General features: G+C 72.2%; 20 protein-coding genes. 6 read left to right on the plus strand and 14 right to left on the minus strand.

The genetic code is table 11. The features are described 5' to 3' along the window. Window positions 1-260: 260 nt before the first annotated feature. From A6A25_RS46030 to A6A25_RS33990, 5 genes are all read right to left on the minus strand, one after another. Window positions 261-932: a hypothetical protein gene (locus A6A25_RS46030; protein WP_073897214.1), complete on the minus strand. Its 672-nt coding sequence runs from the start codon at window positions 930-932 to the stop codon at window positions 261-263. 167 nt (window positions 933-1099) lie between these two features. Then, window positions 1100-2512 carry a cellulase family glycosylhydrolase gene (locus tag A6A25_RS33975; RefSeq protein ID WP_073897216.1) on the minus strand — a complete coding sequence of 471 codons (1413 nt, stop codon included), beginning with the start codon at window positions 2510-2512 and terminating at the stop codon, window positions 1100-1102. 172 nt (window positions 2513-2684) lie between these two features. Continuing rightward, window positions 2685-3290: a DJ-1/PfpI family protein gene (locus tag A6A25_RS33980; RefSeq protein WP_073897217.1), complete on the minus strand. Its 606-nt coding sequence runs from the start codon at window positions 3288-3290 to the stop codon at window positions 2685-2687. Further along, window positions 3290-3949, minus strand: a complete 660-nt coding sequence (locus A6A25_RS33985) for a permease prefix domain 1-containing protein (protein WP_073897219.1) — start codon at window positions 3947-3949, stop codon at window positions 3290-3292. The genes A6A25_RS33980 and A6A25_RS33985 overlap by 1 nt, the downstream gene beginning before the upstream one ends. After that, window positions 3946-4287 (minus strand): PadR family transcriptional regulator, encoded by a 342-nt coding sequence (locus A6A25_RS33990; protein WP_073897221.1) that lies wholly within the window; start codon window positions 4285-4287, stop codon window positions 3946-3948. The genes A6A25_RS33985 and A6A25_RS33990 overlap by 4 nt, the downstream gene beginning before the upstream one ends. A gap of 89 nt (window positions 4288-4376) precedes the next feature. Here A6A25_RS33990 and A6A25_RS33995 point away from each other — a divergent pair, with 89 nt between their 5' ends. Further along, window positions 4377-4796, plus strand: coding sequence for a hypothetical protein (locus A6A25_RS33995; RefSeq protein ID WP_073897223.1), 420 nt, complete (start codon window positions 4377-4379; stop codon window positions 4794-4796). Between the two features lie 329 nt (window positions 4797-5125). On the opposite strand, the gene A6A25_RS34005 is transcribed toward A6A25_RS33995, so the two are convergent. Both A6A25_RS34005 and A6A25_RS34010 read right to left on the minus strand, forming a co-directional pair. Next, a complete protein-coding gene (locus A6A25_RS34005) occupies window positions 5126-6511 on the minus strand; it encodes an endo-1,4-beta-xylanase (RefSeq protein ID WP_073897226.1) in 1386 nt (461 codons plus the stop codon). Between the two features lie 536 nt (window positions 6512-7047). After that, window positions 7048-8220, minus strand: coding sequence for a 4-hydroxybenzoate 3-monooxygenase (locus A6A25_RS34010; RefSeq protein ID WP_073897228.1), 1173 nt, complete (start codon window positions 8218-8220; stop codon window positions 7048-7050). Window positions 8221-8357: 137 nt separating this feature from the next. Here A6A25_RS34010 and A6A25_RS34015 point away from each other — a divergent pair, with 137 nt between their 5' ends. Next, window positions 8358-9134, plus strand: coding sequence for an IclR family transcriptional regulator (locus A6A25_RS34015; protein ID WP_073897230.1), 777 nt, complete (start codon window positions 8358-8360; stop codon window positions 9132-9134). 11 nt (window positions 9135-9145) lie between these two features. Here A6A25_RS34015 and A6A25_RS34020 read toward each other — a convergent pair whose 3' ends face one another. The 6 genes from A6A25_RS34020 to A6A25_RS34045 all read right to left on the minus strand — a co-directional run bounded on the left by A6A25_RS34020 (window position 9146) and on the right by A6A25_RS34045 (window position 14858). Continuing rightward, entirely contained in the window at window positions 9146-10621 is a 1476-nt protein-coding gene (locus A6A25_RS34020) for an acyl-CoA synthetase (protein WP_073897232.1), read from the minus strand. Window positions 10622-10634: 13 nt separating this feature from the next. After that, window positions 10635-11930 (minus strand): MFS transporter, encoded by a 1296-nt coding sequence (locus A6A25_RS34025; RefSeq protein WP_073897233.1) that lies wholly within the window; start codon window positions 11928-11930, stop codon window positions 10635-10637. 8 nt (window positions 11931-11938) lie between these two features. Further along, window positions 11939-12397 (minus strand): MaoC family dehydratase, encoded by a 459-nt coding sequence (locus A6A25_RS34030; RefSeq protein ID WP_073897235.1) that lies wholly within the window; start codon window positions 12395-12397, stop codon window positions 11939-11941. Continuing rightward, a complete protein-coding gene (locus A6A25_RS34035) occupies window positions 12394-13287 on the minus strand; it encodes an amidohydrolase family protein (RefSeq protein WP_274534370.1) in 894 nt (297 codons plus the stop codon). Before A6A25_RS34035 ends, A6A25_RS34030 begins: the two co-directional genes overlap by 4 nt. Before the next feature lies 1 nt (window position 13288). After that, window positions 13289-14200 (minus strand): SDR family oxidoreductase, encoded by a 912-nt coding sequence (locus A6A25_RS34040; RefSeq protein WP_073897237.1) that lies wholly within the window; start codon window positions 14198-14200, stop codon window positions 13289-13291. 130 nt (window positions 14201-14330) lie between these two features. Further along, entirely contained in the window at window positions 14331-14858 is a 528-nt protein-coding gene (locus A6A25_RS34045; RefSeq protein ID WP_083668895.1) for a helix-turn-helix transcriptional regulator, read from the minus strand. A 65-nt stretch (window positions 14859-14923) separates the two neighbouring features. On the opposite strand from A6A25_RS34045, the gene A6A25_RS34050 reads away from it, so the two are divergent. Then, window positions 14924-15733 (plus strand): alpha/beta fold hydrolase, encoded by an 810-nt coding sequence (locus tag A6A25_RS34050; RefSeq protein ID WP_073897241.1) that lies wholly within the window; start codon window positions 14924-14926, stop codon window positions 15731-15733. Window positions 15734-15802: 69 nt separating this feature from the next. After that, a complete protein-coding gene (locus tag A6A25_RS34055; protein WP_158073869.1) occupies window positions 15803-18568 on the plus strand; it encodes a tetratricopeptide repeat protein in 2766 nt (921 codons plus the stop codon). A 37-nt stretch (window positions 18569-18605) separates the two neighbouring features. Here the strand turns inward: A6A25_RS34055 and htpG are convergent, their stop codons facing one another. Beyond that, window positions 18606-20474, minus strand: a complete 1869-nt coding sequence (gene htpG, locus A6A25_RS34060; RefSeq protein ID WP_073897245.1) for a molecular chaperone HtpG — start codon at window positions 20472-20474, stop codon at window positions 18606-18608. 141 nt (window positions 20475-20615) lie between these two features. Here htpG and A6A25_RS34065 point away from each other — a divergent pair, with 141 nt between their 5' ends. Beyond that, window positions 20616-22265, plus strand: coding sequence for an RNA ligase family protein (locus A6A25_RS34065; RefSeq protein WP_073897247.1), 1650 nt, complete (start codon window positions 20616-20618; stop codon window positions 22263-22265). After that, window positions 22265-25078: an RNA repair domain-containing protein gene (locus A6A25_RS34070; protein WP_073897249.1), complete on the plus strand. Its 2814-nt coding sequence runs from the start codon at window positions 22265-22267 to the stop codon at window positions 25076-25078. The genes A6A25_RS34065 and A6A25_RS34070 overlap by 1 nt, the downstream gene beginning before the upstream one ends. Window positions 25079-25080: the final 2 nt, after the last annotated feature.

The following is a 25080-nucleotide window of genomic DNA, read 5'->3' on the forward strand; positions in this document are numbered from 1 at the left end:
GACCTGATCCCGCCGCCGGGGAATCACCGCCTTGATCTTCCGGCGGCGCAGCGAGGCCCGGTTCGCCCTGCTGCCGTAGGCCTTGTCCGCGGTCAGCGAGTCCGGGCGCTTGCGGGGCCGGCCCACGCCACCGGGCCGGGCACGGCGACGCCCTCCAGCAGCGCCTCCCACCGCTTCGTGCCCGCGGCCTGGCCGGGGGGTGACGTGGGTGGACAGCGAACGGCCCCGGCCGTCCGCGATCCCGGCGGACACGCCCTAGGTCACGGGCGCGGTAAGTAGGCGGCCACCTCGGCCAGGGCGTCCAAGGTCTCCCGGTCGACGTGGCCGGCGGCGGGTTCGGCCTCGGCGATCGTGATGGTGGTGCCGTTGACGTCGGTGCCGTAGTTGTCGCCGGTGAACCTGATGTCCGCCAGGCCGAGCAGCGACGCGCCCAGCGGGTGGATGTCGCCGCTGCCGTGCCGGTCCTCGATCCGCTTGAACGCACGCAGGTCCCGGGTGGTGCGGAAGCCGACCCACGCCACCGACACGACGGCGTTGTTGCCGGCACCGTCGCCCACCGCGATCACCACCCGGTCCAACGACGTGCACGGCGTGTGCGCGAAGAACTCCCTGACCTCGCCGTGCGACACCGACAGGCACTCGACCTGCCGCTGCCACCGGTCGTCCAGCCGCCGCATCCCCAGCCGCTGCCACGCGCCGTCGCGGTCGCCCCGCTTCGCCGCCTTCTGCCCGTCCAGCTTGCGCGCCGTCACGCCCGACGACCCCGCCGAACCGCCCGCGCTCGACCCGAACACCCCTCCCCCACCGGCCGCGCCCGCGGAACCGACCAGGCCCAGCACCAGCACCCCGGCCGCCACCACGGTTCCCGCACCTCCCTTCTTTCCGTTGATCGGGATGACCCGCCCGTTCTTGGTGATGAACCCGGTCGCCATGTCTGCTCCCCCTGATCGGTTCGTACTCCTGATCGGCAAGCTAGCGACGGGCACCGACAATTCCGGCCCCTTCCGCCGACCGGTCACCCGATCGAGCGACCAAAGAGAAAACGGGGAAACGGGGCCCCGCGCGTCGCCGCGGGGCCCCGTCCTCTGTGGAGCGTGGGTCAGCTGGTCGGGAAGTTGTCCGTGGTGCTGATCCGGCTCTTGAGCAGCGCACCCGACTCCGTCAGCACACCGCTGCTGGAGTAGTCACCGCCGTTGCACGTGCCCGGCCGCAACGCCGCACTGCTCTCGTTGGCGTCCGAGTACGTCCAGTTCGCGTAACCGATCTTGAGCGAGTCCAGCAGGTCCAGCCAGGCCACCGTGCTCGCCCGGTCGAACGTGCCGCCACCCGTCGCCAGCACCGTGCCGAACTCGGTCACGAACAGCGGCAGGCGCTGCGCCGCCCGGCTGACCGTGGCGCGGTAGTTGTCCTTGTGGGACGCGGCGTAGAAGTGGAACGCGTACATGATGTTGGTGGCGTTGACCGGGTTGTTGATGACCTCGGTCTCGTTGGAGCCCTCCGACACGCCCAGCGAGGACCACGCACGCGTGCCGACGATGACCACGGCGTCCGGGTCGGCGGCGCGGATCACCGGGATGACCTGCTCGGCGTAGCTCTTGATCGCCGCCCAGCTCACGCCGTTCGGCTCGTTCGCGATCTCGTAGATCACGTTCTTCTTGGCCGCGTTGCGCTGCGCCACGGCCGCGAAGAAGGTCTTCGCCCGGTCGATGTTGTAGTTCGGGTCACCCGGCGTGAGGATGTGGAAGTCGATCATCGCGTACATGCCGCGCGCCTCGGCCATGTCGACCAGGCTGTTCACCCGGCTGGTGAACCCGGACGGGTTCGTCTCGTAGCCCTGCTCCTGCACGTACATCGCGATGCGGAACAGGTCGGACTTCCAGTCGTTCGCCAGCGCGTTCAACGAGTTGGTGTTGTAGCACTTGTCGAACCACTGGATGCCGTGCGTGCTCATGCCGCGCAGCTGGATCGGGCGGTTGTACTGGTTGCACAGGTTCACGCCGCAGACCCGCAGCTGCCCGTTGATCTCGACCGGCGTGCGGCCGACGGGCGGGTTCGTGGTCGTCGTCGTGGTGGTGGTCGTCGTCGACGTGCTGGTCGACGTCGTGGACCCCGTGCAGACCACGCCGTTGAGCGCGAACGACGTGGGCGTCGGGTTGCTGCCCGAGTACGAGCCGACGAACCCGAGGTCCGCGGACCCGCCGGTGCCCAGCGTCCGGTTCCAGTCGACGTTGGTCGCGGTGGCCGTGGAGCCCGACTGGGTCCACGTCGCGTTCCAACCCTGGGTCACCCGCTGCGAGGTGTTCGGGAAGGCGATGGTGAGCGACCAGCCGGAGATCGAGTCACCGAGGTTGGTGACCTTCACGCCCGCCTGGAACCCACCGGACCACTGGCTGGCGACGGTGTAGTCAACCTTGCAGCCCTGAGCGGCGGCCACGGCGTTCGGCAACGTGATCGTCGCCGCGGAACCGAGGGCCACCGCGCAAGCCGCAAGAACTGCGGTGGAGCGCTTCACTGAGCCCCTCCTCATCTGGGTACATGTCTGGGAGCGCTCCCAGACCCGCCGCGAAACGTACACCGATCGATGCGTTCACGTATAGAGCCTGTCTCGCAGAGTGACACGGCGCGTGACGGTCCGTGTCGGTTCAGCGAGGTCAGGCCGAGGTCGGGCTGGGGTCGGGCCGTGGTCAACCGGACCGCGGCACCCAGTGGTAGTCCATCTGGCGTGCCGTGGCGACGGCCAGGTCAACGGTGGTCAATCGGCCGACCAGGTGCAGCGACAGGTCGAGGCCGGCGCTGATCCCGGCACTGGTGGCCAGGTCGCCGTGGTCGAGGAACCGGACCTCCTCGCGCACGTCCAGGTCCGGCCACCGGCGGCGCAGGTCGGCGACGTCCTCCCAGTGCGTGGTGACCGGGCGTTCGTCCAGCAGACCGGCGGCGGCCAGCACGAACACCCCCGTGCACACCGAGGCGACGACCTCGGCGTGCGGACGTGCCCGGCGCAGCCAGGCGGACACCTCCGGCATCGCCTCGACCTCGTCCACCACGCCGCCGGGCACCAGGACCACGTCGCACGCGGGCGCGTCCGCGAGACCGACGTCGGGCACCATCCGCAGGCCACCCCTGGCGCGCACCGGCCGCGCGCCGGCGGCGCCGATCGTCACGACCTCGAACGGCGCGGCCGAACCCTGGCGCGCGGCGACGCGGTTGGCCACGGAGAACACCTCGAACGGCCCGCCCGCGTCCAACACCTCGACCTCGTCGAACAGCAGCAACCCGACGCGCCTGGTCATCAATTCCCCTCCCCGGCACGCACGCACCGGCGGCACTCGCGGGCCGATGCGGCGACCACCCCGTGCGCCGCGATGGCGAGCACACCGGCGAACGCGGTCAACGGCCAGTCGGTCGACAGGGCCGAGGTGACACCCAGCGCGACGGCGGCGAGCGCCATGCCCACCGCGGCGGCGGACGCCGTCCACGCCACCGCCGACGGCAGCCGGTGCGGCGTGGGCAGCAGGCGGGTGAGCGGGCCGGTGACCACCAGCGCCGTCACGGCGAGCAGGCCGGACGCGGTCGCCACCGCGGCCAGGTGGACGGCGAGCGCGCCCAGTCGCCAGTCCGGGTCACGGGCGACGACGTGCACCAGGAGTTGGCACACCACCAGGACCGGCACGGTGACGGCGGCGACCCGGGCGGTGCGGCGGGTCTGGGCGATGGTCAGCTCCCGCTGGAACGACGGCGCGATCTCGTCCGCCGCGCCGAAGTCCAGCACCGCGCGGCGGGCCGCCTGGGCGCGCGGCACGCCGAAGCGGGTCTGCGCCTCCACCGCGTCGACCAGGCCGTCGCGCACCTCGCGCATCATGGCGGCCTTGGCCCGCGCCGGGCCGTGCAGGGAGGTCGTCAGCGTCGCCAGGTAGTCCTCGACCGGGTCGACGCGCCGCGCGGTGCTCACGTCACCCGCCTCGCCGACGCGGTCAGGCCGAGCACGGCGTCGATCGCGGCGGTGAACTCCTGCCACGTCGACCGCGCGCCCGCCAGATCGCGCCGGCCCGCCTCGGTGAGCTCGTAGCACCGCCGGAGCCGGTCGGACACCGGCTGCCGGCGGCTGCGCAGCAAACCCAGCCGCTCCAACCGGTTCAGCGCCGGGTAGACGGTGCCGGTGCGCAGTTCGAGCACGCCACCGCTGCGCCGCTGGACCGCGGTGATGACCGCGTACCCGTGCAGCGGCCCCGGTTCGAGCACCGCCAGCAGCATCGCGTCCAGGTGCCCGCGCACCGCGTCCGCCTTCATGGGTTGGCAGCCTACACAACGACTACGTAGGTGTGGTACCTATTGGCAGTCGACATATGTTGGCTGTCTACGCAACAAGGAGTCACCCGGTGACCAAGCTGCTGCTCTCGGTCCACGTCATCGCCGCGATCCTGGCCGTCGGGCCGATCGCCGTGGCCGCCTCGCTGTTCCCCCGCTTCGCGCGCGAGTCGCCGACCGGGACAGCGGTGTTCTTGCACCGCACGTGCCGCACCTACACCGTCGTGGGCGTCGCCGTGCCGGTCTTCGGCGTCGCCACCGGCGCGAGCCTGGGCGTGCTCGGTGACGCGTGGCTGCTGGTGTCGGTGCTGTTGACGGCGGTCGCGGCGGGACTGCTGGCGCTGGCGATCCTGCCCGCGCAGCGGCGGATGCTCGACGGCGCGACCGCGCTGGGCAAGCGACTGGCCATGACGACCGGCGTGTTCAACCTGCTGTGGGCGGTCGTGGTCGTGCTGATGATCGTGCGCCCCGGTTCGACGACGGGGGCGTGACGTGCGCGCGTTGCGGATCGCGGCCGGGGTCGAACTGCTGTCACTGGCGGTCCTGCTCTGGTCAACCTGGTGACCGTGCACGCGAGGCCGGTGACGTCGCTGACGGGGCCGGTGCACGGCACGGCCTACCTCGTCGTCATCACGGTCACCGCACTGCTCCCGGGCGTGTCCGCCGGTATACCCGGTGGCGTTCGGTGGTCCCGGGCGTCGGCGGGCTGCTCGTACTGCGCCGCCTGCCGCGGCGTCCGGGTCGCGACGGGGACGCACAAAGCCGACCGCCTGGTGCGGGGACGCGGTGTCCCCGCACCAGGCGGCCGTTGACTACTCGATCAGCTGGCGGCGCAGGTCGGCGAAAGACCCGCCGCCGAACCCGTGCCCTGGAAGCCGAACTCGGTCGACATCCCGGCCGCGATGCGGCCGTTGTAGCTGACGTTGCGCCACTGCACGGCACCGGAGTTGCCGCTGCGGTCGGCGTTCCACGCGTTGGTGACCGACACGCCGGACGGCAGGTTGGTCGTGACCGTCCACCCGCTGATCGCCGACGAACCGGCGGTCACCTTCACCGTCGCCACGAACCCGCCGTTCCAGGAGTTCAGCGACACCGAAGCGGTGCAGCCACCCGGACCGTTGGTCGTGGTCGTCGTGGTGGTGGTCGTGGTGTCGGTCGTCGTCGTGGTCGACGTGGTCGACGTGGGCACGCTGTTGAGGGCGTTCAGCGTCGAGGTGTACGCGGCCTTCTTGTTGCCCGAGCCGTCGAACAGCAGCGGGGTGCCCGAGGCACGCCACGAGTCGGTGTCCCGGATGCCCCACACCGTGATGCCGGTGCAGCGCGTCACCGCGAGGCACGCCCTGACGACGCGGTCGTAGTTCTGCGCCTGCGCGGTGCCCGAACCCTCGATGTCGAGCTCGGTGATCTGCACGTCCACGCCGAGGTTCGCGAAGTTCTGCAGCGTGGTCTGGTAGTTGGACGGCACCGGGCTCTGGCTGTTGAAGTGCGACTGCAGGCCGACGCAGTCGATCGGCACGCCGCGCTGCTTGAAGTCCTGGACCATCCGGTAGACGGCCTGGGTCTTGGCGTGCGTCCAGTCGTCGGTGTTGTAGTCGTTGTAGCAGAGCTTCGCGCCCGGGTCGGCCGCCCGCGCCGCGCGGAACGCCGCCTCGATCCAGTCGTTGCCCGTGCGCTGCAGGTTCGAGTCACGACGCGCGCCGGTGGAACCGTCGGCGAACGCCTCGTTCACCACGTCCCAGGAGTGGATCTTGCCCCGGTAGTAGGTGGCCACCTGCGTGACGTGGTTCAGCATCGCGCTGCGCAGCGCCGTGCCGGACATGTTCTGCATCCAGCCGGGCTGCTGCGAGTGCCACGCCAGCGCGTGCCCGCGAACCCGCATGCCCTGGCTGCGGGCGTGGTTGACGATCCGGTCCGCGTTGCCGTAGCTGAACTGGTTCTGCTGCGGCTCCGTCGCGTCCATCTTCATCTCGTTCTCAGCCGTGACCATGTCGAACTCACGGTTGAGGATCCCGACGTAGGTCGAGTCGCTGAGCTTGTTCGCGGCGACCGCCGTGCCGAAGTAGCGGCCGCTCTGCTGGGCCGCCGCGGCGAGCGTGGACGCGGCGCCGCTGGCTGGTGACGCCACCAGGACCGCGGCGCCCGCGGCGGCGGCGACCAACGTCGACACGAGCGCTACTCGTGCGACTGACTTCGCTGTCAGCGTCATGTTTGCACCTTCTGGGAGCACCTGCGGGTTCGGCAGGTGGTGGGTTGGTTCCTCGGGCGACCCGGACCGCCAGGGCGGGGTGGTCCGGATCCGCACACTTGACCTCGGAGGGCCCGGTGCCACGAGACACCTCCGCGCCAACGACAAGTCCTCTGAGTCCTCCAGAGCGTGCGCAACGCAGGCGGAAACCGTCGGGGGTGGCACCCGACCGCGTCCGGCCTGAAACTTTTAGAAGTATTAACCGAAACAGATCGGTCTGGCAAGCACTGAAGTTCCGCGCCGTTGCGGACTCGCGGAGAGCGCTATCCAGACCCTCGGTCCGCTAGGCTTACCCGATTCCCCCACGTCACACGGCGCTCGCACTATCAAAAAGCCTGCTGAGCCGCCTTGGCATCACCACCTGAACCGATACCGGATTCGACCGAATGGCCGCCGCGACCACTCTCGGCCACCTTCGAAAGTATTCGAAACAAAGTTCGCAACTTTATCGCGGGTTGTGGTCCGAATACCGGTAGGCGGAGTAGGCCGATCGCCATTCAGCCCATCGGCCAGCCCGTGTACGCCTCCGCCAGGTGCGTGGCGGCGGCCGTGCTGGAGGTGACCAGCTCCAGTTCGCCGAGCTGCCGCTTGAGGTCGAACGGCGACCCGGCCGGGTCGGTGTGCAGCATGGACGTCATCCACCACGAGAAGTGCTGCGCCCGCCACACCCGGCGGGACGCGGTCGGGCCGTAGGCGTCCAGCGGCTCGGTTGCCCCGGTGGCGAAGTGCTCCTCCAGCGCACGGGCCAGCACGACCACGTCCGCCACCGCGAGGTTGAGCCCTTTCGCGCCGGTCGGCGGCACGACGTGCGCGGCGTCGCCGGCCAGGAACAGCCTGCCGTGCCGCATCGGCTCGCACACGTAGCTGCGCATCGGGATCACGCCGCGGTCGAAGATCGGGCCCTCCGCCAGGCTGAAGCCGTCGCCCGCGACCCGGGCGTTCAGCTCGGCCCAGATCCGGTCGTCGCTCCAGTCGTCGGCGCGTTCGCCCGGATCGCACTGGAAGTACATCCGCTGCACTTGGGGCGTCCGCGTGCTGATGAGCGCGAACCCCCGTTCGGAGTGCGCGTAGATCAGCTCCTTCGAGGACGGTGGCGCCTCGGCCAGGATGCCGAACCACCCGAACGGGTAGGCGCGGAAGTAGTCGGTGCGCACGCCGTCGGGGATGGCGCGCCTGCTGATGCCCGAGGATCCGTCGCAGCCGGCGATCACGTCGCAGCGCAGCTCCACCGGCGTGCCGTCGGCGTCGGTGAACGAGATGACCGGCGCGTCGGAGGTGACGCCGTGCAGCGCCACGTCGGTCGCACCGAACCTGATGTCCGCGCCGCCCGCGAGCCGTGCCGCGATCAGGTCCTTGAGCACCTCGTGCTGCGGGTAGAGCCAGACCGCCCGGCCGGTGAGCCCGGTGAAGTCGATCCGGTGGCCGCGTTCGCCGAACCGCAGCTCGATCCCCTCGTGCCGCGCGCCCTCGGCCAACGCCCGCGCGCCGACGCCCATCGCGGTCAGCAGCTCCACCGTGCCCTGCTCCAGCACGCCGGCGCGGATCGTCTGCTCGATCGCCGCACGACTTCGCGTCTCGACGACCACGGAGTCGATGCCGCGTTCGGCCAGCAAGTGGGACAGCACCAGTCCGGCGGGACCGGCGCCGACGATTCCGACTTTCGTTCGCATGGGCCAAGCCAAGGGCGGTGTGCGGCCGTTCGCCAGGCCGGACTTCCACTGCGTGGAAGTGGCGGCGATTTCGGCACGGCACCGCGGTTACGTTCGGCACCCGGCCCCCGGTGCCGGGCGTTCGGAGGAGAACCCGCATGGCGGTCAACGGTGACGCACCCCGGCGGTCGATGGCCGGCCGGGCGCTGGCGCTGCTGGGTGTGTTCGACCCGGCCCACCCCCGGCTCAGGCTCACCGAGCTCGCGCGGCGGGCGGACCTGCCCCTGGCGACCGTGCACCGGCTGACCGGCGAGCTGGTGTCGTGGGGTGCGCTGGAACGTGACGCGGACGGGTACTACAGCATCGGCCTGCGGCTGTGGGAGGCGGCGACGTTGGCGCCGGTGGCCGGTCGGCTGCGGGAGGTCGCGCTGCCGTTCATGCAGGACCTCTACGAGGCGACCCGGGAGAACATCCACCTGGCCGTGCACGACGGCTTCGACGCGCTGTACGTGGAGAAGCTGTCCGGCCACCGTTCGGTGCCCGTCATCTCGCGGATCGGCGCACGGCTGCCGCTGCACTCGACGGGGGTCGGCAAGGCCCTGCTCGCCCGTGCCGGCGCGGAGTTCCTGCGCGCCTACGTGGAACGCCCGCTGCCGCGCTTCACCCGTTACACGATCACGGAGCGGGCACGGCTGGTGCGCGAGGTGCGTGCGACGGCTCGACGCGGGTACGCGTTGACCAACGAGGAGATGACGCTCGGCTCGTGCTCGGTCGCCGTGCCGATCCCGGCCGACGGGCAGGAGCCGGCCGGTGCGCTGGGCATCGTGGTCCGCTCCGTGCGCACGGACCTGCACCGGCTCGTACCCGACCTGCGTGCCGCCGCGGACGCGATCGCGCGGCGGCTGGACGACCGCGTCGGTGGGGTGTTGGCGTAGCGGCTTGAGGGCTAGTGGCGGAGGGCGGGTTTGTGCACCTTGCCCGAGGCGGTCCGGGGTAGGTGGTCGACGATGTCGATGTGGACCGGGACCTTGTACTTCGCCAGCCGGGTCAGCAGGAACGCCCGCAGTTGCGCCGGGGACGGGCCGCCGACGGCACAGCGGACGAAGGCCCGGCCGACCTCGCCCCACCTCGGGTCCGGCACGCCGATCACCGCCGCCTCGACCACGTCCGGGTGCTCGACCAGCGCGTTCTCCACCTCGGCCGGGTAGACGTTCTCGCCGCCGGAGATGAACATGTCCTTCAGCCGGTCCACCACGAACAGGTGGCCGTCGGGGTCGAACCGCCCGATGTCACCCGTGTGGAACCACCCGTCCGGGTGGAACGCGGCGGCCGTCGCACCGGGGTCCCGCCAGTAGCCGGGCATGACGTTCGGGCCGCGCACCAGCACCTCGCCCGGCTCGTCCACCGCGGCGTCCACGCCGTCGTCGCGCACCACCCGCACGTCGCCGAAGAACACCGGCACCCCTGCCGAGCCGACCTTGCGGGCGCTCTCCCCCGCCTCCAGGAACGTCGCGCCGGGCGCGGTCTCGGTGAGGCCGTAGCCCTGGCAGAACGTCAACCCGCGCGCTTGGTAGGCGCGGATGAGCGAGTCGGGCACGGCCGCGCCGCCGCACAGCAGGTGCCGCAACGACGACAGGTCCGCGGTGTCCCAGCGCGGTGACGCGGCCAGGTCGGCGTACATCGTGGCGACGCCGAACGCGTACGTGATCCGCTCGCGCTCGATCACCTCGTACACCCGGTCGACCTCCCACGAAGAGGTGATCACCACTCGGCCGCCCTTGATGAACGTGGGCAGCAACGTCTGCGCGAGCGCGGCGACGTGGAACAGCGGCGCGGACACCAGGGTGCGCTCCGAGCTGGTGATGTCCATGCCGACCAGCAGGTTGTAGGTGTTCCAGATCAGGTTGGCGTGGGTGAGCACCGCGCCTTTCGGCCGACCGGTCGTGCCGGACGTGTAGAGGATGAGAGCGTCGTCGTCGACGTCCACCACCTCGTCGATCGGATCGGCGGGTCCCTCGGCCAACCACTGCTCGTAGTCCGCGTCCACCGCGACGACCACACCGGTGAAGCCCGACCCCCGCACCAGGTCCGCGTACCACGGCGCGTGCACCAGCACTGACGGCCCCGAGTCCGCCAGCACGTGCTCGACCTCGGGCGCGGTGAGCCGGAAGTTCACCGGCACGAAGATCGCGCCCAGCACGTGCGCGGCGAACATCGCCTCCACGAACGACGGGTGGTTGGGCCCCAGGTAGGCGACCCGGTCACCCGAGCCGACGCCCGTCGCGCGCAGCCGGTGCGCCAGGCGCGTGACGCGCACGGCGAACTCCGCGTAAGTGACGTGTCCGGAGTGGACGACCGCGACCCGGTCCGGCGACATCCGCGCCCGCCGGTAGGGCCAGCTCCCGAGCCCCGCGTTCCGCACTTCGGTCCTCCTGTCAGGGAAGGGCGACCGGTTGGAGGTCGCGGGCGCTGGTCTCCTTCAACGCCAGCACGCACACGACCGTGAGCAGGCAGAACCCGGCGACCGTGGCCGAGATGAGCGTCAGCCCCTGTCCGCCACTGGCCCGCTGGATCCCGGCGAACAGCAACGGCGCGAGGCCCGCGCCCAGACCGGCGATCTGATAGCCCAGGGACGCGCCCGTGTAACGGTTCTCCGTGCTGAACAGCTCGCTGTACAGAGCCGCCAGCGGCCCGTACATCATCGGGTGGATGACACCCTGGCCGAGCACCAGCGCGAGCGTCAGCAACACCGTGTCACCGCTGTCCACCAACGGGAACAGCACGAACGCGTACACCGCCATCGCGACCGCGCCCGCCACCACGACCGGCCGCCTGCCGAACCGGTCCGACGCCGCCGACCACGCGAGGATGCCCACGACCGCGCACGCCGAGGCGAGGGTGAGCGCGTTGAGCACGGTCTGCCGGGCGTGGCCGGCCGCCACGCCGTGCGCCACGACGAACGTCGTCAACGTCGACTGCGCGACGAACGCGGCCAGCCCCACGCCGATGCCCAGCAGCAGCACGCGCGGGTGGTCGCGCAGCACGTCCAGCAGCGGCACCCGCCGCTTGCCGCCCTCCTGCCGCACCGCCCGGAACGCCGGTGTCTCCTCGACCCGGTGCCGCACGAACAGCCCGAGCCCGAGCAGCACGACGCTGATCAGGAACGGGATCCGCCAGCCCCACTCCAGGAACGCCCGCTCGCCCACCGCGGCGGCGGTCGCGGTGAGCGCCAGCGTCGACAGCACCAACCCGCACGGCGCGCCCGCGTTGGTGAACCCCGCCCACAGCCCGCGCCTGCGGGTGGCGTGCTCGGCGGACATCAGCACCGCACCGCCCCACTCGCCGCCGACCGCGATGCCCTGCACCACGCGCAGCACGACCAGGCCGACCGGCGCGAGCCCGCCCACCTGGGCGTAGGTCGGCAGCAACCCGATGAGGAAGCTGGCCACCCCCATCAGCGCCATGGTCAGCACGAGCATCCGCTTGCGGCCGAGCAGGTCGCCGAAGTGCCCGAACAGGACTCCGCCCAGCGGTCGGGCCAGGTAGCCGGTGGCGAACGTGCCGAAGCTCGCGATGGTGGCCACGAGCGGGTCGAGGTTGGAGAAGAAGACCTTGTTGAACACCACGGCGGACGCGGTGGCGTAGAGCAGGAAGTCGTAGTACTCGATCACGCTGCCGAGGAAGCTCGACGCGACGGCGCGACGCAACTGGACGTTCGGCGTGTTCGACATGGTGGCCTTCAGGTGTAGTGCCGGTACACGGCGCGCGCGACGCACGCCGGTTTGTCCGAGCCGTCGACCTCGACGGTGAAGTCCAGTACCAGCGCGACGCCGCCGCCCTCGACCTCGTCGGCCGAGACGACGCGGCCCCTGAGCCTGATCTTGTCGCCGACGCGCACCGGGCTGGGGAAGCGGACCTTGTCCAGGCCGTAGTTGACGCTCATCCGGACGCCCTCGACGGCCAGCAGCTCGGAGAACATCGGGATGATCAGCGACAACGTGAGGTAGCCGTGCGCGATGGTGGTGCCGAACGGCCCGGCGGCGGCCCGCTCGGGGTCGACGTGGATCCACTGGTGGTCGTCGGCGGCGTCGGCGAAGGTGTCGATCCGGTCCTGGGTGATCTCGCGCCACCCGGTGTGCCCGAGGTCCCGCCCGGCCAGGGCGAGGAGTTCGGCCGATCCGGTCACGGTGGTGGTCATGTGCGCTCCGCGTCGTCGGTGGCGAGGCCGAGCAGCCTGGCCGCGTTGTGCTTGAGGATCTTGGGGCGGACGGCCGGCTTGAGGTCGAGCTCGGCGAAGTCGGCCAGCCAGCGGTCCGGGGTGATCACCGGGTAGTCCGAGCCGAACAGCACCTTGTCCTGCAACAGGGAATCGGCGTAGCGGACCAGCTGCGGCGGGAAGTACTTCGGCGACCACCCGGACAGGTCGATGTGGACGTGCGGCTTGTGCGTGGCCACCGCCAGCGCCTCGTCCTGCCACGGGAACGACGGGTGCGCCAGCACGATCCGCAGTTCCGGGAAGTCCACCGCCACGTCGTCCACCAGCATCGGGTCGGAGTGCTTCAGGCGGATGCCGCCGCCGCCGGGCACGCCCGCGCCGATCCCGGTCTGCCCGGTGTGGAACAGCGCGGGCACGCCGAGTTCCTCGATGACCTCGTACAGCGGGTAGGCCATCGGGTCGTTGGGCGCGAAGCCCTGCAGGCTCGGGTGGAACTTGAAGCCGCGCACGCCGTGCCGCTCGACCAGCCGGCGCACCTCCCGTGCGCCCGCACGCCCCTTCCACGGGTCGACGCTGCCGAACGGGATCAGCACGTCCGCGTGCTCGGCGCAGTTCGCCGCGACCTCTTCGTTCGGGATGCGCGGGTGGCCGGTGGCGTGCTCCGCGTCGATGGTGAAGACCACGGCCGCCATCCGCCGTTCCCGGTAGTGGGCGGCGATCTCGTCGACGGTCGGCCTGCGGTGGCCGTGCGCGCCGAAGTACTTCTCGGAGGCCGCCATCAGCACCGGGCTCAGCGACGGGTGCCCGTCCCTGGACACCTCGGCGTGGGTGTGGAAGTCGATGGCGACCAGCTCGTCCAACGCGATCTCCACGTCACACCGCCGGTGGTGTCGGTGCGGGAATCCCGTAGGTCTCCGGTTCCGCGCCGACACCGGTGGCCCACGACTCCGCGATGGCCGCCGCGGTCCACCCGCCGTCGGCGAACGCCACCGCCTTCTCGCCGGGGTGCGACCAGAGCGACAACCGGTCGCCGCCGATGCCGATGGCCTGGCCGGTGATGTGCCGGGCCGCGTCGGAGGCCAGGAACACGATCAGCGACGCGACGTCCTCGACCGTGCCGAGCCCTTCGTCCTTGCGCAGCCGGTCCGGGAACGGCGCCCCGGTGCGTTCGGCCTCCTCGATGACGGGCGCGAACGCGGGGATCGTCCTGGTCATGTCGGTCGCCGCGACCGGCACGACGGCGTTGACCGCGATGTCGGCGCGCGCCAGTTCCAGCGCCCAGGTGCGGGCCATGGCGACGATGCCCGCCTTCGCCGCCGCGTAGTTGGTCTGCCCGAAGTTGCCCCGCTGCCCCGCCGGTGACGAGATCAGCACCAGGCTGCCGCCGCGACCCTGCTCCCGCATCCGCACCGCCGCCGCGCGGGCGCACGTGAACGTGCCGCGCAGGTGCACGTCGACCACGGCGTCGAAGTCCTCGTCGGACATCTTCCACAGCACCTTGTCGCGCAGGATGCCCGCGTTGGTCACCAGCACGTCGAGCCCGCCGAACTCCTCGACGGCGGTCGCCACCAACCGGTCGGCGACCTCGGCCGGGCCGACCGGCGCGACCACGGCGACCGCCCGCCCGTCGTCCGCCTCGATCGCCTTCACGACCGCGCCCGCCGCCTCCGCGTCCACGTCGTTGACCACGACCGCCGCACCGGCCCGCGCCAGGGCTTCCGCGTACGCCCGGCCCAGCCCCCGGCCACTGCCGGTGACCACCGCGACCTTCCCTCGCAAGTCCATGACGGCGAAGCTACGGCACTTTTATGACGACCGTCCAGAGTCTGCCCGATATCGAATCGCCCCGACCGCCCCACCGCCGACACCCTCGGGCCCTCGAGCCGACAGGCCGTCGCGGGGGCCGTGCCACCGCTCAGCGCCCCGGGGTGGTCCTTTCGGCGAGGAACTCGGTGGGTGTGCAACCGGTGAGCGCGCGGAAGTCCCGGTTGAGGTGGGACTGGTCGGCGTAACCGCACGCCTGCGCGACGTCCGCCCACGCGGGCGGCGCGGCCCTGGTCATCAGGGACACGGCGTGGTGCAGCCGGGCGACGCGGGCGATGGCTTTGGGAGGCAGGCCGATCTGCTCGCGGAACCGGGCCGCGAGGTGGTGGCGGGTCCAGCCGACCTCGTCCGCGAGCGCATCGACGCGCAGGCGACCCGCCGACGCGGTGAGCCGCTGCCACGCGCCGTGCACCTGCCTGGTCAGGACGGGGCCGTGGCGCACGCGCGCGGCCAGGTGGTCGTCCAGCAGCCGGAACCGGGCCGGCCAGTCAGGAGCTTCGGCGATCCGCTCGGTCAGCAGCCGCGCCCGCGCGCCGAGCAGGTCGTCCAGCCCGACGGCCGCGTTGGCCAACTCCCGCAGGGGCAGGCCGAACAGCGCGTAGGCACCGACGGGCGTCATCGCGATGGTGATCCCCCGGGACGGTCCGGCCTGCTCCACGGTACTTCGCCGCGTACGAACGGGCGATGGCCGAGTGCCCGACGCCCGACGACGTGGTCGACGTCGAGACCCGGCACGGCACCACCCGGGTCTACCGGTTCGGCGGCGGCGACGCGCCGCCGATCGTGCTGCTGCCGGGCCTCATGGCCACGTCGGCGTGTTACGCGCACCTGATCCCGGCGTTCGCGGCGCACCACCCGGTGTACACCGTCGACACGCTGGGCGAAGCGGGCCGGAGCGTGCGAACCGCGCCGTTGCGGGACATCCCGGACCGCGCGCGGTGCCTCGACGACGTGCTCGACCGCCTGCGGCTCACCGACGTCCACCTGGTCGGCGCCTCCACCGGCGGGTGGCACGCCCTCAACCAGGCCATCCACGCGCCGGACCGGATCGCGTCGATCAGCCTGCTCGACCCGACCACGGTGACCGCGCCGTTCCGCCCCTGGGTGGCCCTGGTCGGCCTGGTCGGGGGCGTGCTCGACCAGGAGTGGCCGTGGCGGCTGTTCCTGCGCCGGTCCGCGGGCGCGGACGTCGCGAGTCGACCGGACGCGCGACTGGTGCTCACCGCGTTGCGCACCTACCGGCCGCGGGTGCCGTTCCAGACGCGTCCCGGTGACGACCGGATCCGGTCCGTGCGGCTGCCCGTGCTGGCGGTCTTCGGCGCACGCAGCGTCGTGCAGGACTCGGTCGCCGCCGCCGACCGCCTCCGGGCGCTGCTCCCCCACGCCGACGTCGACACCCTGCCGGACGCGGGCCACGACGTGACCCTGCGACCGGAGGACCGCGACCACGTCGTGGAACGGGTGCTGGACTTCGTGTCGCGCACGTCCGCGTGACCGGAACGAGCCCCGGCTCCGGTTACCATGGCCATTCGGTCAGGACGCCACGACCAGGTGGGTGGGACGTTGGCCCGCAGAACACGAGTGCTGCTCGCGCTGGGTGTGATCTCGCCGGTCGGGTACTGGCTGATCGCCCGGTACGGCGTGCCCGGGATCGGGTGGTCGGCGCTCGCCGTCGGCGCGGCCGTGGCCGTGGCGCTCCGGTTACCCGGGCCGACGACCAACCAGGTGTCCGGCCAGGTACACGGTTCCGTCGTCCAGGCCGGACGGATCGGCACGGTGGTGTTGTCCGGGCCGCCGGCCGCGCCCACCGGTCCGCACCAGGTCGTCGTCGGCGAGATACCGAAGGAACCACCGGACTTCCAGGCACGCCCGTCGGCCGGTCGCCACCTGGCCTCGCTGGCCGGGCGCAGCGGCGTCGTCGTGGTGTGCGCCATGACCGGTCAGCGGGGCGTCGGCAAGTCCCAGCTGGCCGCCGCGTACGCGCGCGACCGCATCCGCGAGGGTTTCCCGCTGGTGGCGTGGATCGCCGCGGAGACACCGGCCCTGGTCCTGGCGGGCATGGACGAGGTCGGTGTGCGGCTCGGCCTGCGCGGTCCGCAGGACGACGTGCGCAGCACCGCCGCGAGGGTCCGCTCCTGGCTGGAGAACAGGAACGAGCCCGCCTTGCTGGTGTTCGACAACGCCACGGACGCCGACGAGCTCATCCCGTTCATCCCGGCGTCCGGCGGCACGCAGGTCGTGATCACCAGCACCCACCAGTCGATGGGCAACCTCGGCGCGTTGTTCGTGCTGGACGTGTTCACCGAGGAGGAGGCGCTGGCGTTCCTCGCCTCGGCCACCCGCCGCCACGACCAGCGCGGCGCCGACGAACTCGCCCACGAGCTCGGACGGCTGCCGCTGGCACTGGCGCAGGCCGCGGCGGTCGTGCGGTCGCAGCGGCTGGACTTCCCCACCTACCTGGCCCGGTTGCGGTCCACGCCCGTCGAGCAGTACCTGGTGCGCCGTCCCGGCGAGTCCTACCCGCACGGCGCCGCCGAGGCGATCCTGCTGTCCTTGGACGAAGTCGGGTTCACCGACGGAGACCTGGCCGCGCGGATGCTGCAACTGCTGGCGGTGCTGTCACCCGACGGCGTGCCGCACGCGGTGCTGCGCCTCGGCGCCACGGCGGCCGAGGCGGACGCCGAGCTGGAACGCCTCGCCGCGGGCTCGGTGGTGACGTTCAGCGTGGACGGCGAGAACGTCATCATGCACCGCTTGGTGCAACGCGTGATCCGCGACCGGTGCGCGTTCGACGGCACGCTGGAGGCCGTCGTCGACACCGCGATCACCCGGTTGCGGGTCCTGCTGCACGACGAGTCCGAGGCGTTGCAGCGGCGCCGCGAGTCCGACGCCCTGATCCGGCAGGTCTCGGCGCTGTGGGAGCACTGCCCGGTCGACCGGGTCCGCTCCACGGGGTTGTTCGGCGAGTTGATCGAGCTGCGCACGTGGGCGGTGCGCCAGCTCATCCAGACCACCGACCTGGGTCGGGCCGAACTCGTGGCCGACGAGGTCGCCGCGGACGCCGAACGGCTGTTGCCGCCGGACGACCTGCGCCTGCACGAGGCCCGCCACGACCTGGCCACCGTCTACCTCTACTCCGGACGCGTCGAGGTCGCGATCGACCTGCGCGAGCGCACGGCGGCCGAGGTCGAGCGCCTGCTCGGCCGCGACCACGCCACCACGCTGCGGTTCCGCCGCGACCTGGCGGCGGCGTACGTGCTCACAGGCAGGTTCGACCAGGCCATCGCGCTCTACGAGAGCGTCGCCGCCGACGCCCGGCGGCTACCCGTCGACCGGGCGACGCTCGTCGCCTACCTGCACGAACTGGCCTCGGCCTACGACCGGGCGGGCAGGCTCACCGAGGCCAGAACCGCGTTCGACCACGCCCTGCACGAGGCGGAGGCCGCCTTCGGCGCCGACCACCCGTCCGCCGCGCTGATCCGGGAGAACCGGCGGTGGGTGGTGGAGTCCGAACCACCGGCCCACGCCGCGCCCGCGCACGGTGTCGCGGTCCGGCCCCGGCTGCTGGGCGCGACGGTGGGCGCCGTCCAGGAGGGCTGGGTGAGCGGTCGGGCGCACGCGGAGCTCTCCCAGTTGCGCGACCGGCTCGACCGGTTGCAGGCCCGGATACCGGACGACGACCTGGTCGTGCGGGTGCGCGGCGAGCTGGTCCGGGCCTACGTCCGGGTGGGCCGCACCGAGGAGGCGGTCGCCCTGGCCGAGCACAACCTCCGGGTCGCCGGGCGCCGGGCGAACCCGGTCGGCATCGACCTCGGCGAGGTCCGCGACGAGCTGGCCCTGACCCGCGAAGCCGCGGGCGACTTCGCGGAGGCCGCCCGCCTGTACGCCGTGACGCGGGACGAGCGGGCCGCCCGCCACGGACCCGGCAGCGCCGCCACGCTGGTGAGCGAGGACCACCTCGCCCGCGTCACGCTGGCGTCCGGGCAGGTGGAGGAGGCGGTCGAGCGGTTCCGCCGCAACCTCGCGGCGGCCCAGCGCGTCTTCGGCGCCGACGGGCGGGTGACCGCGCCCTACCACAACAACCTGGGTCGGGCGCACGAGGCGGCGGGCCGACCGGACCAGGCGTTCGACTGCTACGCCGAGGCGGCGTCGATCTCACGGGAGCGGCTGGGCATCAATCACGCGGACACCGGTTTCTACCAGTCCAACGCCGCCCGGGTCCGACCGATCAAGTCCCTCCAGCAGGCACCGAACGTCCGGGCTCCCGCACCCGGTGACAGCCCGTTCACCACGCCGCGCCTGGCCGCCCCGCCGGTCATCGGGGAGTAGGTGGCGGCCACCGCGTGACCGCCACCTCGTCACCACCTCACAAGGTCCGCTCCAGGTGCTCGGACAGCAGCCGGACGAAGCGGGACGGGTCGGGCAGGTCGCCGCCCTCGGCGAGCAGCGCCAGGCCGTGCACCAGCTCGGCCGACTCGACCAGCGACGCGTCCTCACCACCGCGGTCGGCGAAGGCCTCGTGCAGGCCGGTGATCAGCGCGTGGTCCGGGTTGAGCTCGAGGATCCGCTTGACCGGCGGCAGTTCCTGGCCCATCGCCCGGTACATCTTCTCCAGGGTCGGGGTCAGGTCGTGGGCGTCGCCGACGACGCAGGCCGGCGAGGTGGTGAGCCGCGAGGACAGCCGCACCTCCTTCACCCGGTCGGCCAGCGTCGTGGTCATCCACCCGAGGAAGTCGGCGAAGTCCTTCTGCCGCTCCTGCGCCTGGGCCTTCTCCTCGTCGGTCTCCAGGTCGACCTGGCCCTTGGCGATCGACTGGAACGTCCTGTCCTTGAACCCGGGCACCGCGTCGACCCACATCTCGTCGATCGGGTCGGTGAGGATCAGCACCTCGAAGCCCTTGGCCCGCAGTGCTTCCAGGTGCGGCGAGTTCTCCACGGTGGCCCGCGAGTCACCCGTCATGTAGTAGATGTGCCGCTGGTCGTCCTTCATCCGCTCGACGTACCCCGCGAGGGTGGTCGGCTTCCCGGCGTCGGCGGTGGAGGCGAACGAGGCGATGTCGAGGATGGTGTCCCGGTTGTCCGGGTCGCTGAGCAGGCCTTCCTTGACCGCGCCGCCGAACTCGCGCCAGAACGTCTCGTACGACTCCGGCTTGTCCGCCATCAGGCCCTTGACCGTGGACAGCACCTTCTTCACCAGCCGGCGGCGCACCAGCTGGATCTGGCGGTCCTGCTGGAGCAGCTCGCGCGACACGTTGAGCGACAGGTCCTGGGCGTCCACCACGCCCTTGACGAACCGGAGGTACTCCGGCATCAGCTCTTCGCAGTCGTCCATGATGAACACGCGCTTGACGTAGAGCTGCACGCCGCGCTTGCGCTCGCGCATGAACAGGTCCAGCGGCGCCTGGGACGGGATGAACAGCAGCGCCTGGTACTCGAACACGCCCTCGCCGTGCATGCGGATCGTCTCGAGCGGCTTGTTCCAGTCGTGGCTGACGTGCCGGTAGAACTCGGCGTACTCGTCCTCGGTGACCTCGGAGGCGGGCCGCGCCCACAGGGCCTTGCGCGAGTTGATCGTGGTCGGCTCGGCGCCGTCCTCCTCGGTCAGCCGGATCGGCCAGGTGATGAAGTCGGCATAGCGCTTGACGATCTCGGTGATCTTCGCGGTCGACGTGTAGTCGGCCAGGTGGTCCTCGGGGTCGGCCGGCTTGAGGTGGAGGGTGACGGAGGTGCCCTGCGGCGCGTCCTGGACGTCCTCGATCGTGTAGGTGCCCTCGCCGGTGGACTCCCACCGGACGCCCTCCGCGCGCGGGTGCCTGGTCACCAGCGTGACCTTGTCGGCGACCATGAACGACGAGTAGAAGCCGATGCCGAACTGGCCGATGAGGTCCTGCGAGGCGGCGGCGTCCTTCGACTCCTTCAGCTTCTGCAGGAACTCGGCGGTACCGGACTTCGCGATCGTGCCGATCAACCCGATCACGTCGTCGCGCGTCATGCCGATGCCGTTGTCCCGGATCGTGAGCGTGCGCGCCTCCCGGTCGACCTCGATGGCGACGTGGAGGTCCGACGTGTCCGCGACCAGGTCCTTGTCGCGGAACGTCTCCAGCCGGAGCTTGTCCAGCGCGTCCGAGGCGTTGGACACGAGCTCGCGCAGGAACGTGTCCTTGTTCGAGTAGACCGAGTGGATCATCAGCCGCAGGAGCTGACGCGCCTCCGACTGGAACTCGAGCGTTTCCACGTTCGTCCTTTCTCTTCCGACCTTCGTCGACCCGTCATCGTATCCACTCGCGCGGCGGGGTCGGTGCGACACCGAAAACCGGTCGATCGACCCGGCCGCGCTCCTTATCGTTCACCCGGGATCCGGGTGGTGGGAGGGGTAATGCGCACGCCGTACCCGCGCACGCCGCACCTGCCGTGGTCACCCGGCGCGTCCTCCGACGACGTGCGGGTCGCCGACCTGGACGCGTGGCGCGGCCGTGAAGTGGTGGTCACCGAGAAGCTCGACGGGGAGAACACCACGCTCTACCCGGACGGGCTGCACGCGCGGTCGGTCGATTCCGCGCACCACCCGTCGCGGTCGTGGGTCAAGGGGCTCCAGGGGCGGATCGGGTCGCGGTTGCCGCGCGGGTGGCGGATCTGCGGCGAGAACGTCTACGCACGTCACTCGATCGAGTACGCGGGGCTGGAGAGCTGGTTCTACGGGTTCTCGGTGTGGGACGGCGACCGCTGCCTCGACTGGGACCGGACGGTGCGGTTCCTGCGCGACCTGGGCGTTCCGGTGCCGCCGGTGCTGTGGCGCGGGGTGTTCGACGAGCGGGCGTTGCGGCGGCTGCGCGTGGACACGGCGCGGCAGGAGGGGTTCGTCGTGCGGACCGTCGACGGGTTCGCGCGCGACGAGTTCGGGCGGCGGGTGGCGAAGTGGGTGCGCGCGCACCACGTCCGGACCGACACGCACTGGATGACCGCGCCGGTGGTGGAGAACGGGCTCGGGTCCGCCTCGGTGCTGTGGGACGTGCGGTCCGGCGCGCCGGTCGACGTGCCCGCGCTGCTCGACGTGGTCGGAGTCGGGGGTGACGTCGAACCGGCCGCGGCGGTGGCGTCGGAGTTGGTCGGCGAGGCCCGGCTGACCGGTGTGCTGGCGGCGGCGCTGCACCGGGTCCGGCGCGGGCGGGTGATGTCGCGGCTGGCGGGGTCGGTCGGGGTGGAGGTGGCGCGGCGCGTCGGCGATCTCGTGGGGCTGCACCGGCTGCTGCACGAGCCGTTCCCGGACGAGGCGCGGCGCCCGGGGTTGCTGCGCCTGTCGACGGCGGTGGACCTCGGTGTGCTGCACGCCGTGTCGGCGGCGGTGGCGCGGGACGCGGACGCGCGTGACCACGTGGCCTGGTCCGCCCTGCACGCCGAGGACGTCGAGGCGTTCGACGGGCTGCGCTCGGGGTTGCGGGAACGGCTGTCGGGTCCGGCGGCCGAGCGGTGCTGGGCCGAGGCGCGGGACGCGAGCGTCCGGGCCGGGCGGGTGCTCGGCGTGGACGAGGCGGTCGCGGCGACGTGGCGGTGGCGGTCCGGCGACTTCCCGTCCCTCGTGCAGCTGGTGGGGCTGTCGGGCAGCGGCAAGTCGACGTTCGCCGCCGGTGTGCCCGCGGACGTCCGCGTGTCGTTGGACGACCTGCGCGAGGAGGCGGGTGACCGGGCGGACCAGCGGGTCGAGGTGCTGCGGGCCGGGCTCGACCGGCTCGACGCCGCGCTGCGCGACCGCCGGACCGCGGTGTGGGACGCGACTTCGCTGATCGAGCAGCAGCGCGCCGTGGTGCACGCGGTGGCACGGCGGCACGATGCGATGGTGACGCACGCGGTGCTGCTGGTCGACGAACGCGAGGTCGCCCGGCGCAACAGAACGCGGGCACACGCGGTGCCGGCCGCGGTGCTCGACGCGCAGGCCCGCCGGTTCAGCCCGCCGTACCCGTGGCAGGCCCACCGCACTTGGTACATCGGCGCCGGTGGTGCCGTGGACGACGACGCCGGGGAGCCGTGATGCGCACGAGCGAGGAGGTCTACCACCAGATCCGCTGGGACCCGCGGCTCGACCCGGCCCGGTTCGTGGTCGGCGTGCAGCAGCGCGGGGCGCGGCCGAAGCGGGTGGCGTTGCCCGCGTTCACGCCGGGCGGTGAGGTGCCGTGGCACCGGGTGCTGTTCGTGGAGGCGGACGGCGAGGTGGTGTGGGACCGGGCCACCGGGCTCGACCGGGTCGGTGAGTCGGGTGCGGGGCGGGTACGCGCTCCGCGCCGCCTGCGTGCGCCGTCGTTCAGCGCGAGCACGCCGCACTCCTGGGACCCGCTGCACGGCTGGGTCCCGACCCGCGAGGTCGTTCCGGTGGCGTCACTCGACACCGTGACGGTGCTGACCTGGAACGTGTTGTGGGACCGCTATGACCGCGACCGCATCGACACGGCGCGCCGCCGTCCGCTGCTGCTCGGCGAGCTGGCGGCGGCCGACGCGGACGTCATCGCGTTGCAGGAGGTCGAACCGGACCTGCTCGCGGCGCTCCTCGCCCAGCCGTGGGTGCGGGCGGGTTACACGGTCGACGTCGACCCGACCGGACCGGACGTCGACCGCACCGGGCTGGTGGTGTTGAGCCGGTTGCCCGTGGTCGAGGCCGCGCGGTTGCCGCTCGGCGCGCACAAGGCCGTGAGCGCCGTCGTGGTCGAGACCGGCGGCGGGCCGCTCGTGGTCGCGGCCACCCACCTGACCAGTGATCACACCGCGAACGGACCGGCCAAGCGGCGCGCCCAGCTGGTTCGCGTCGCGGAGGCGTTCGCCGGGGTGGAGGGCGAGGTGGCGCTGGTCGGCGACTTCAACGACGGCGGACGGCGACCGGGCACGGCCCTCGGGATGCGTGACGCGTGGCTGGAGGCGCGTGACGACGAGCCGCCGACGTTCGACCCGGCGGTGAACCCGCTGGCCGCCGTGTCCTCGCTGACCGGGCGGCGGTCGCGGCTGGACCGGGTGTTCGTGCGCGGGCGGGTGCGGTGCGTCGGTGCGCAGCTGGTGGGCGACCGGCCCGTGGACGGCCTGTTCGCGTCCGACCACTACGGGGTGCTGGCACACTTGACGCCGGGCGTGCCGGCCGCGGAGGTGCCCAGCCCACCCGACCACCGGGGGCCGCTGGATTCACCCGGTCCAGCGATCATGTCCGGCAACTTTTCCGCCGACGATTTCGTTGCCGGGAAAGAAGGAGGCGGCGGCGCGGCACCCGAACTCGGCTCACCGCCCACACCGCGGACCGCGGTGGTGTGGCTGCCGGGGCCGTGGGAGGAGGTCGAGCGGGTCCGCCGCGCGCACGACCACCGGTCCGACCGCTGGCCACCGCACGTGACGCTGCTGTTCGGGTTCGTCCCCGAGTCGGACTTCGAGCGGGCCGTGCCACTGCTGGCCGAGGCGGTCGCCAAGGTCCCACCGTTCCCCGTGCGGGTGGCGGGCGTGCGGGAGTTCGGGCCCGACGTGGTGTGGCTGGACCCGGCGGCGGCCGGCACCGCGCCGTGGACGGCGCTGCACGACGCGGTCCGGCGGCCGTTCCCCGCCTGCCGGACCCGGGACGACTTCACCCCGCACCTCACGGACTTCACCCCGCACCTCACGGTCGGCAGCTCACGGCAGGCGGCGGAGCGGGTCGGCGCGCGGGCCGACCGCGTGGACGAGGTAGTGGTGCTGTCTCGGCGCGGTGACGGCCCGATGCTCCCCCGCGCGGCGATCGCGCTGGGCACCGGCGAGGTCCGGTGGATCGAGGAACCCGCCACGCCGCCCGGACCGTCGTTGGACGCGGTGGCCGACCAGGTCACCCGTGCGTTGGCGGACGCGCTGGACGTGGTGCACGTCGTCGGGTCGCGGCGGATGGGCTGTGCGTTGCCCGACGCGGACCTGGACCTGGTGGGCGAGGGCGATCCGGCCACGGTCGCCGAACGGGTGGCCGCCGCGCTGCCCGGGGTGGCCGTCCGGCCGGTGGTCGGTGCCCGGTCGCCGGGGTTCCGGCTGGCCGTGGCCGGGCTCGGGGTCGATCTCGCGGTGGCCGGTGGCGACGGGGTGGCCGGTGCGGACGGGATGGTCGGTGCCGGCGGGGTGGCGTTGAGCGCGGTCGGTGATGCGGAGGCGGTGGCGGCGGCGGTCGGTGAGCGGGCCGGGGAGTTCGCGCGGCTCGCTCGTGCGGTGAAGGCGTGGGCACGGGCGCGTGGTCTGGATTCGGCGCCGTTCGGGGGTGTGCCGGGGTTGGGGTGGTCGGTGCTCGCGGCGCGGACCGTGCGCGAGTGGCACGGGCCGGACCTGCTCGTCGGGTTCTTCGCGACCTGGGCGGCGTGGGACTGGCGTGACCCGATCGGGTTGATCACGTCACCCGGACGCACCGGCGCACCGGTGACGATCATGACACCGACCGCGCCCGTGCGCTCGTGCACCGAGCAGGTCGGACCGGGGTTCCGCGACCTGCTCACGGCCGAGCTGTACCGGGCGTGGGAGATCGTGGACGCGGGCGGTGACACGCTCCTCGCGCCACCTGACGCCCACCGCGCACACGCCGCGTGGGCGCTGGTCACCGTGCCGCCCGACCTGGTCGGCCCGGTCCGCGGCCGGGTGCGGGCGTTGCTGACGGCGCTGGAACTGGCAGGCGCACCGGACGTCCGCGCGTGGCCGCGACCGGTCGAACGCCGGCCGGACGCCGTGACGTTCGCGATCGGGCTGGGCCACCATCCGGTGTCTGCCGCCGTGCTCGCCGATGTGGTTGCCTCGTGGAGGAGTGGACTGCGCGGTGTCGACGTCGTCCGGGTGGCCAACGGCGACGTGCCGACCTTGCGCTGAGC

The organism is Saccharothrix sp. CB00851 (assembly GCF_001905065.1).
In the GTDB taxonomy this organism is placed as follows: Bacteria; Actinomycetota; Actinomycetes; order Mycobacteriales; family Pseudonocardiaceae; genus Actinosynnema.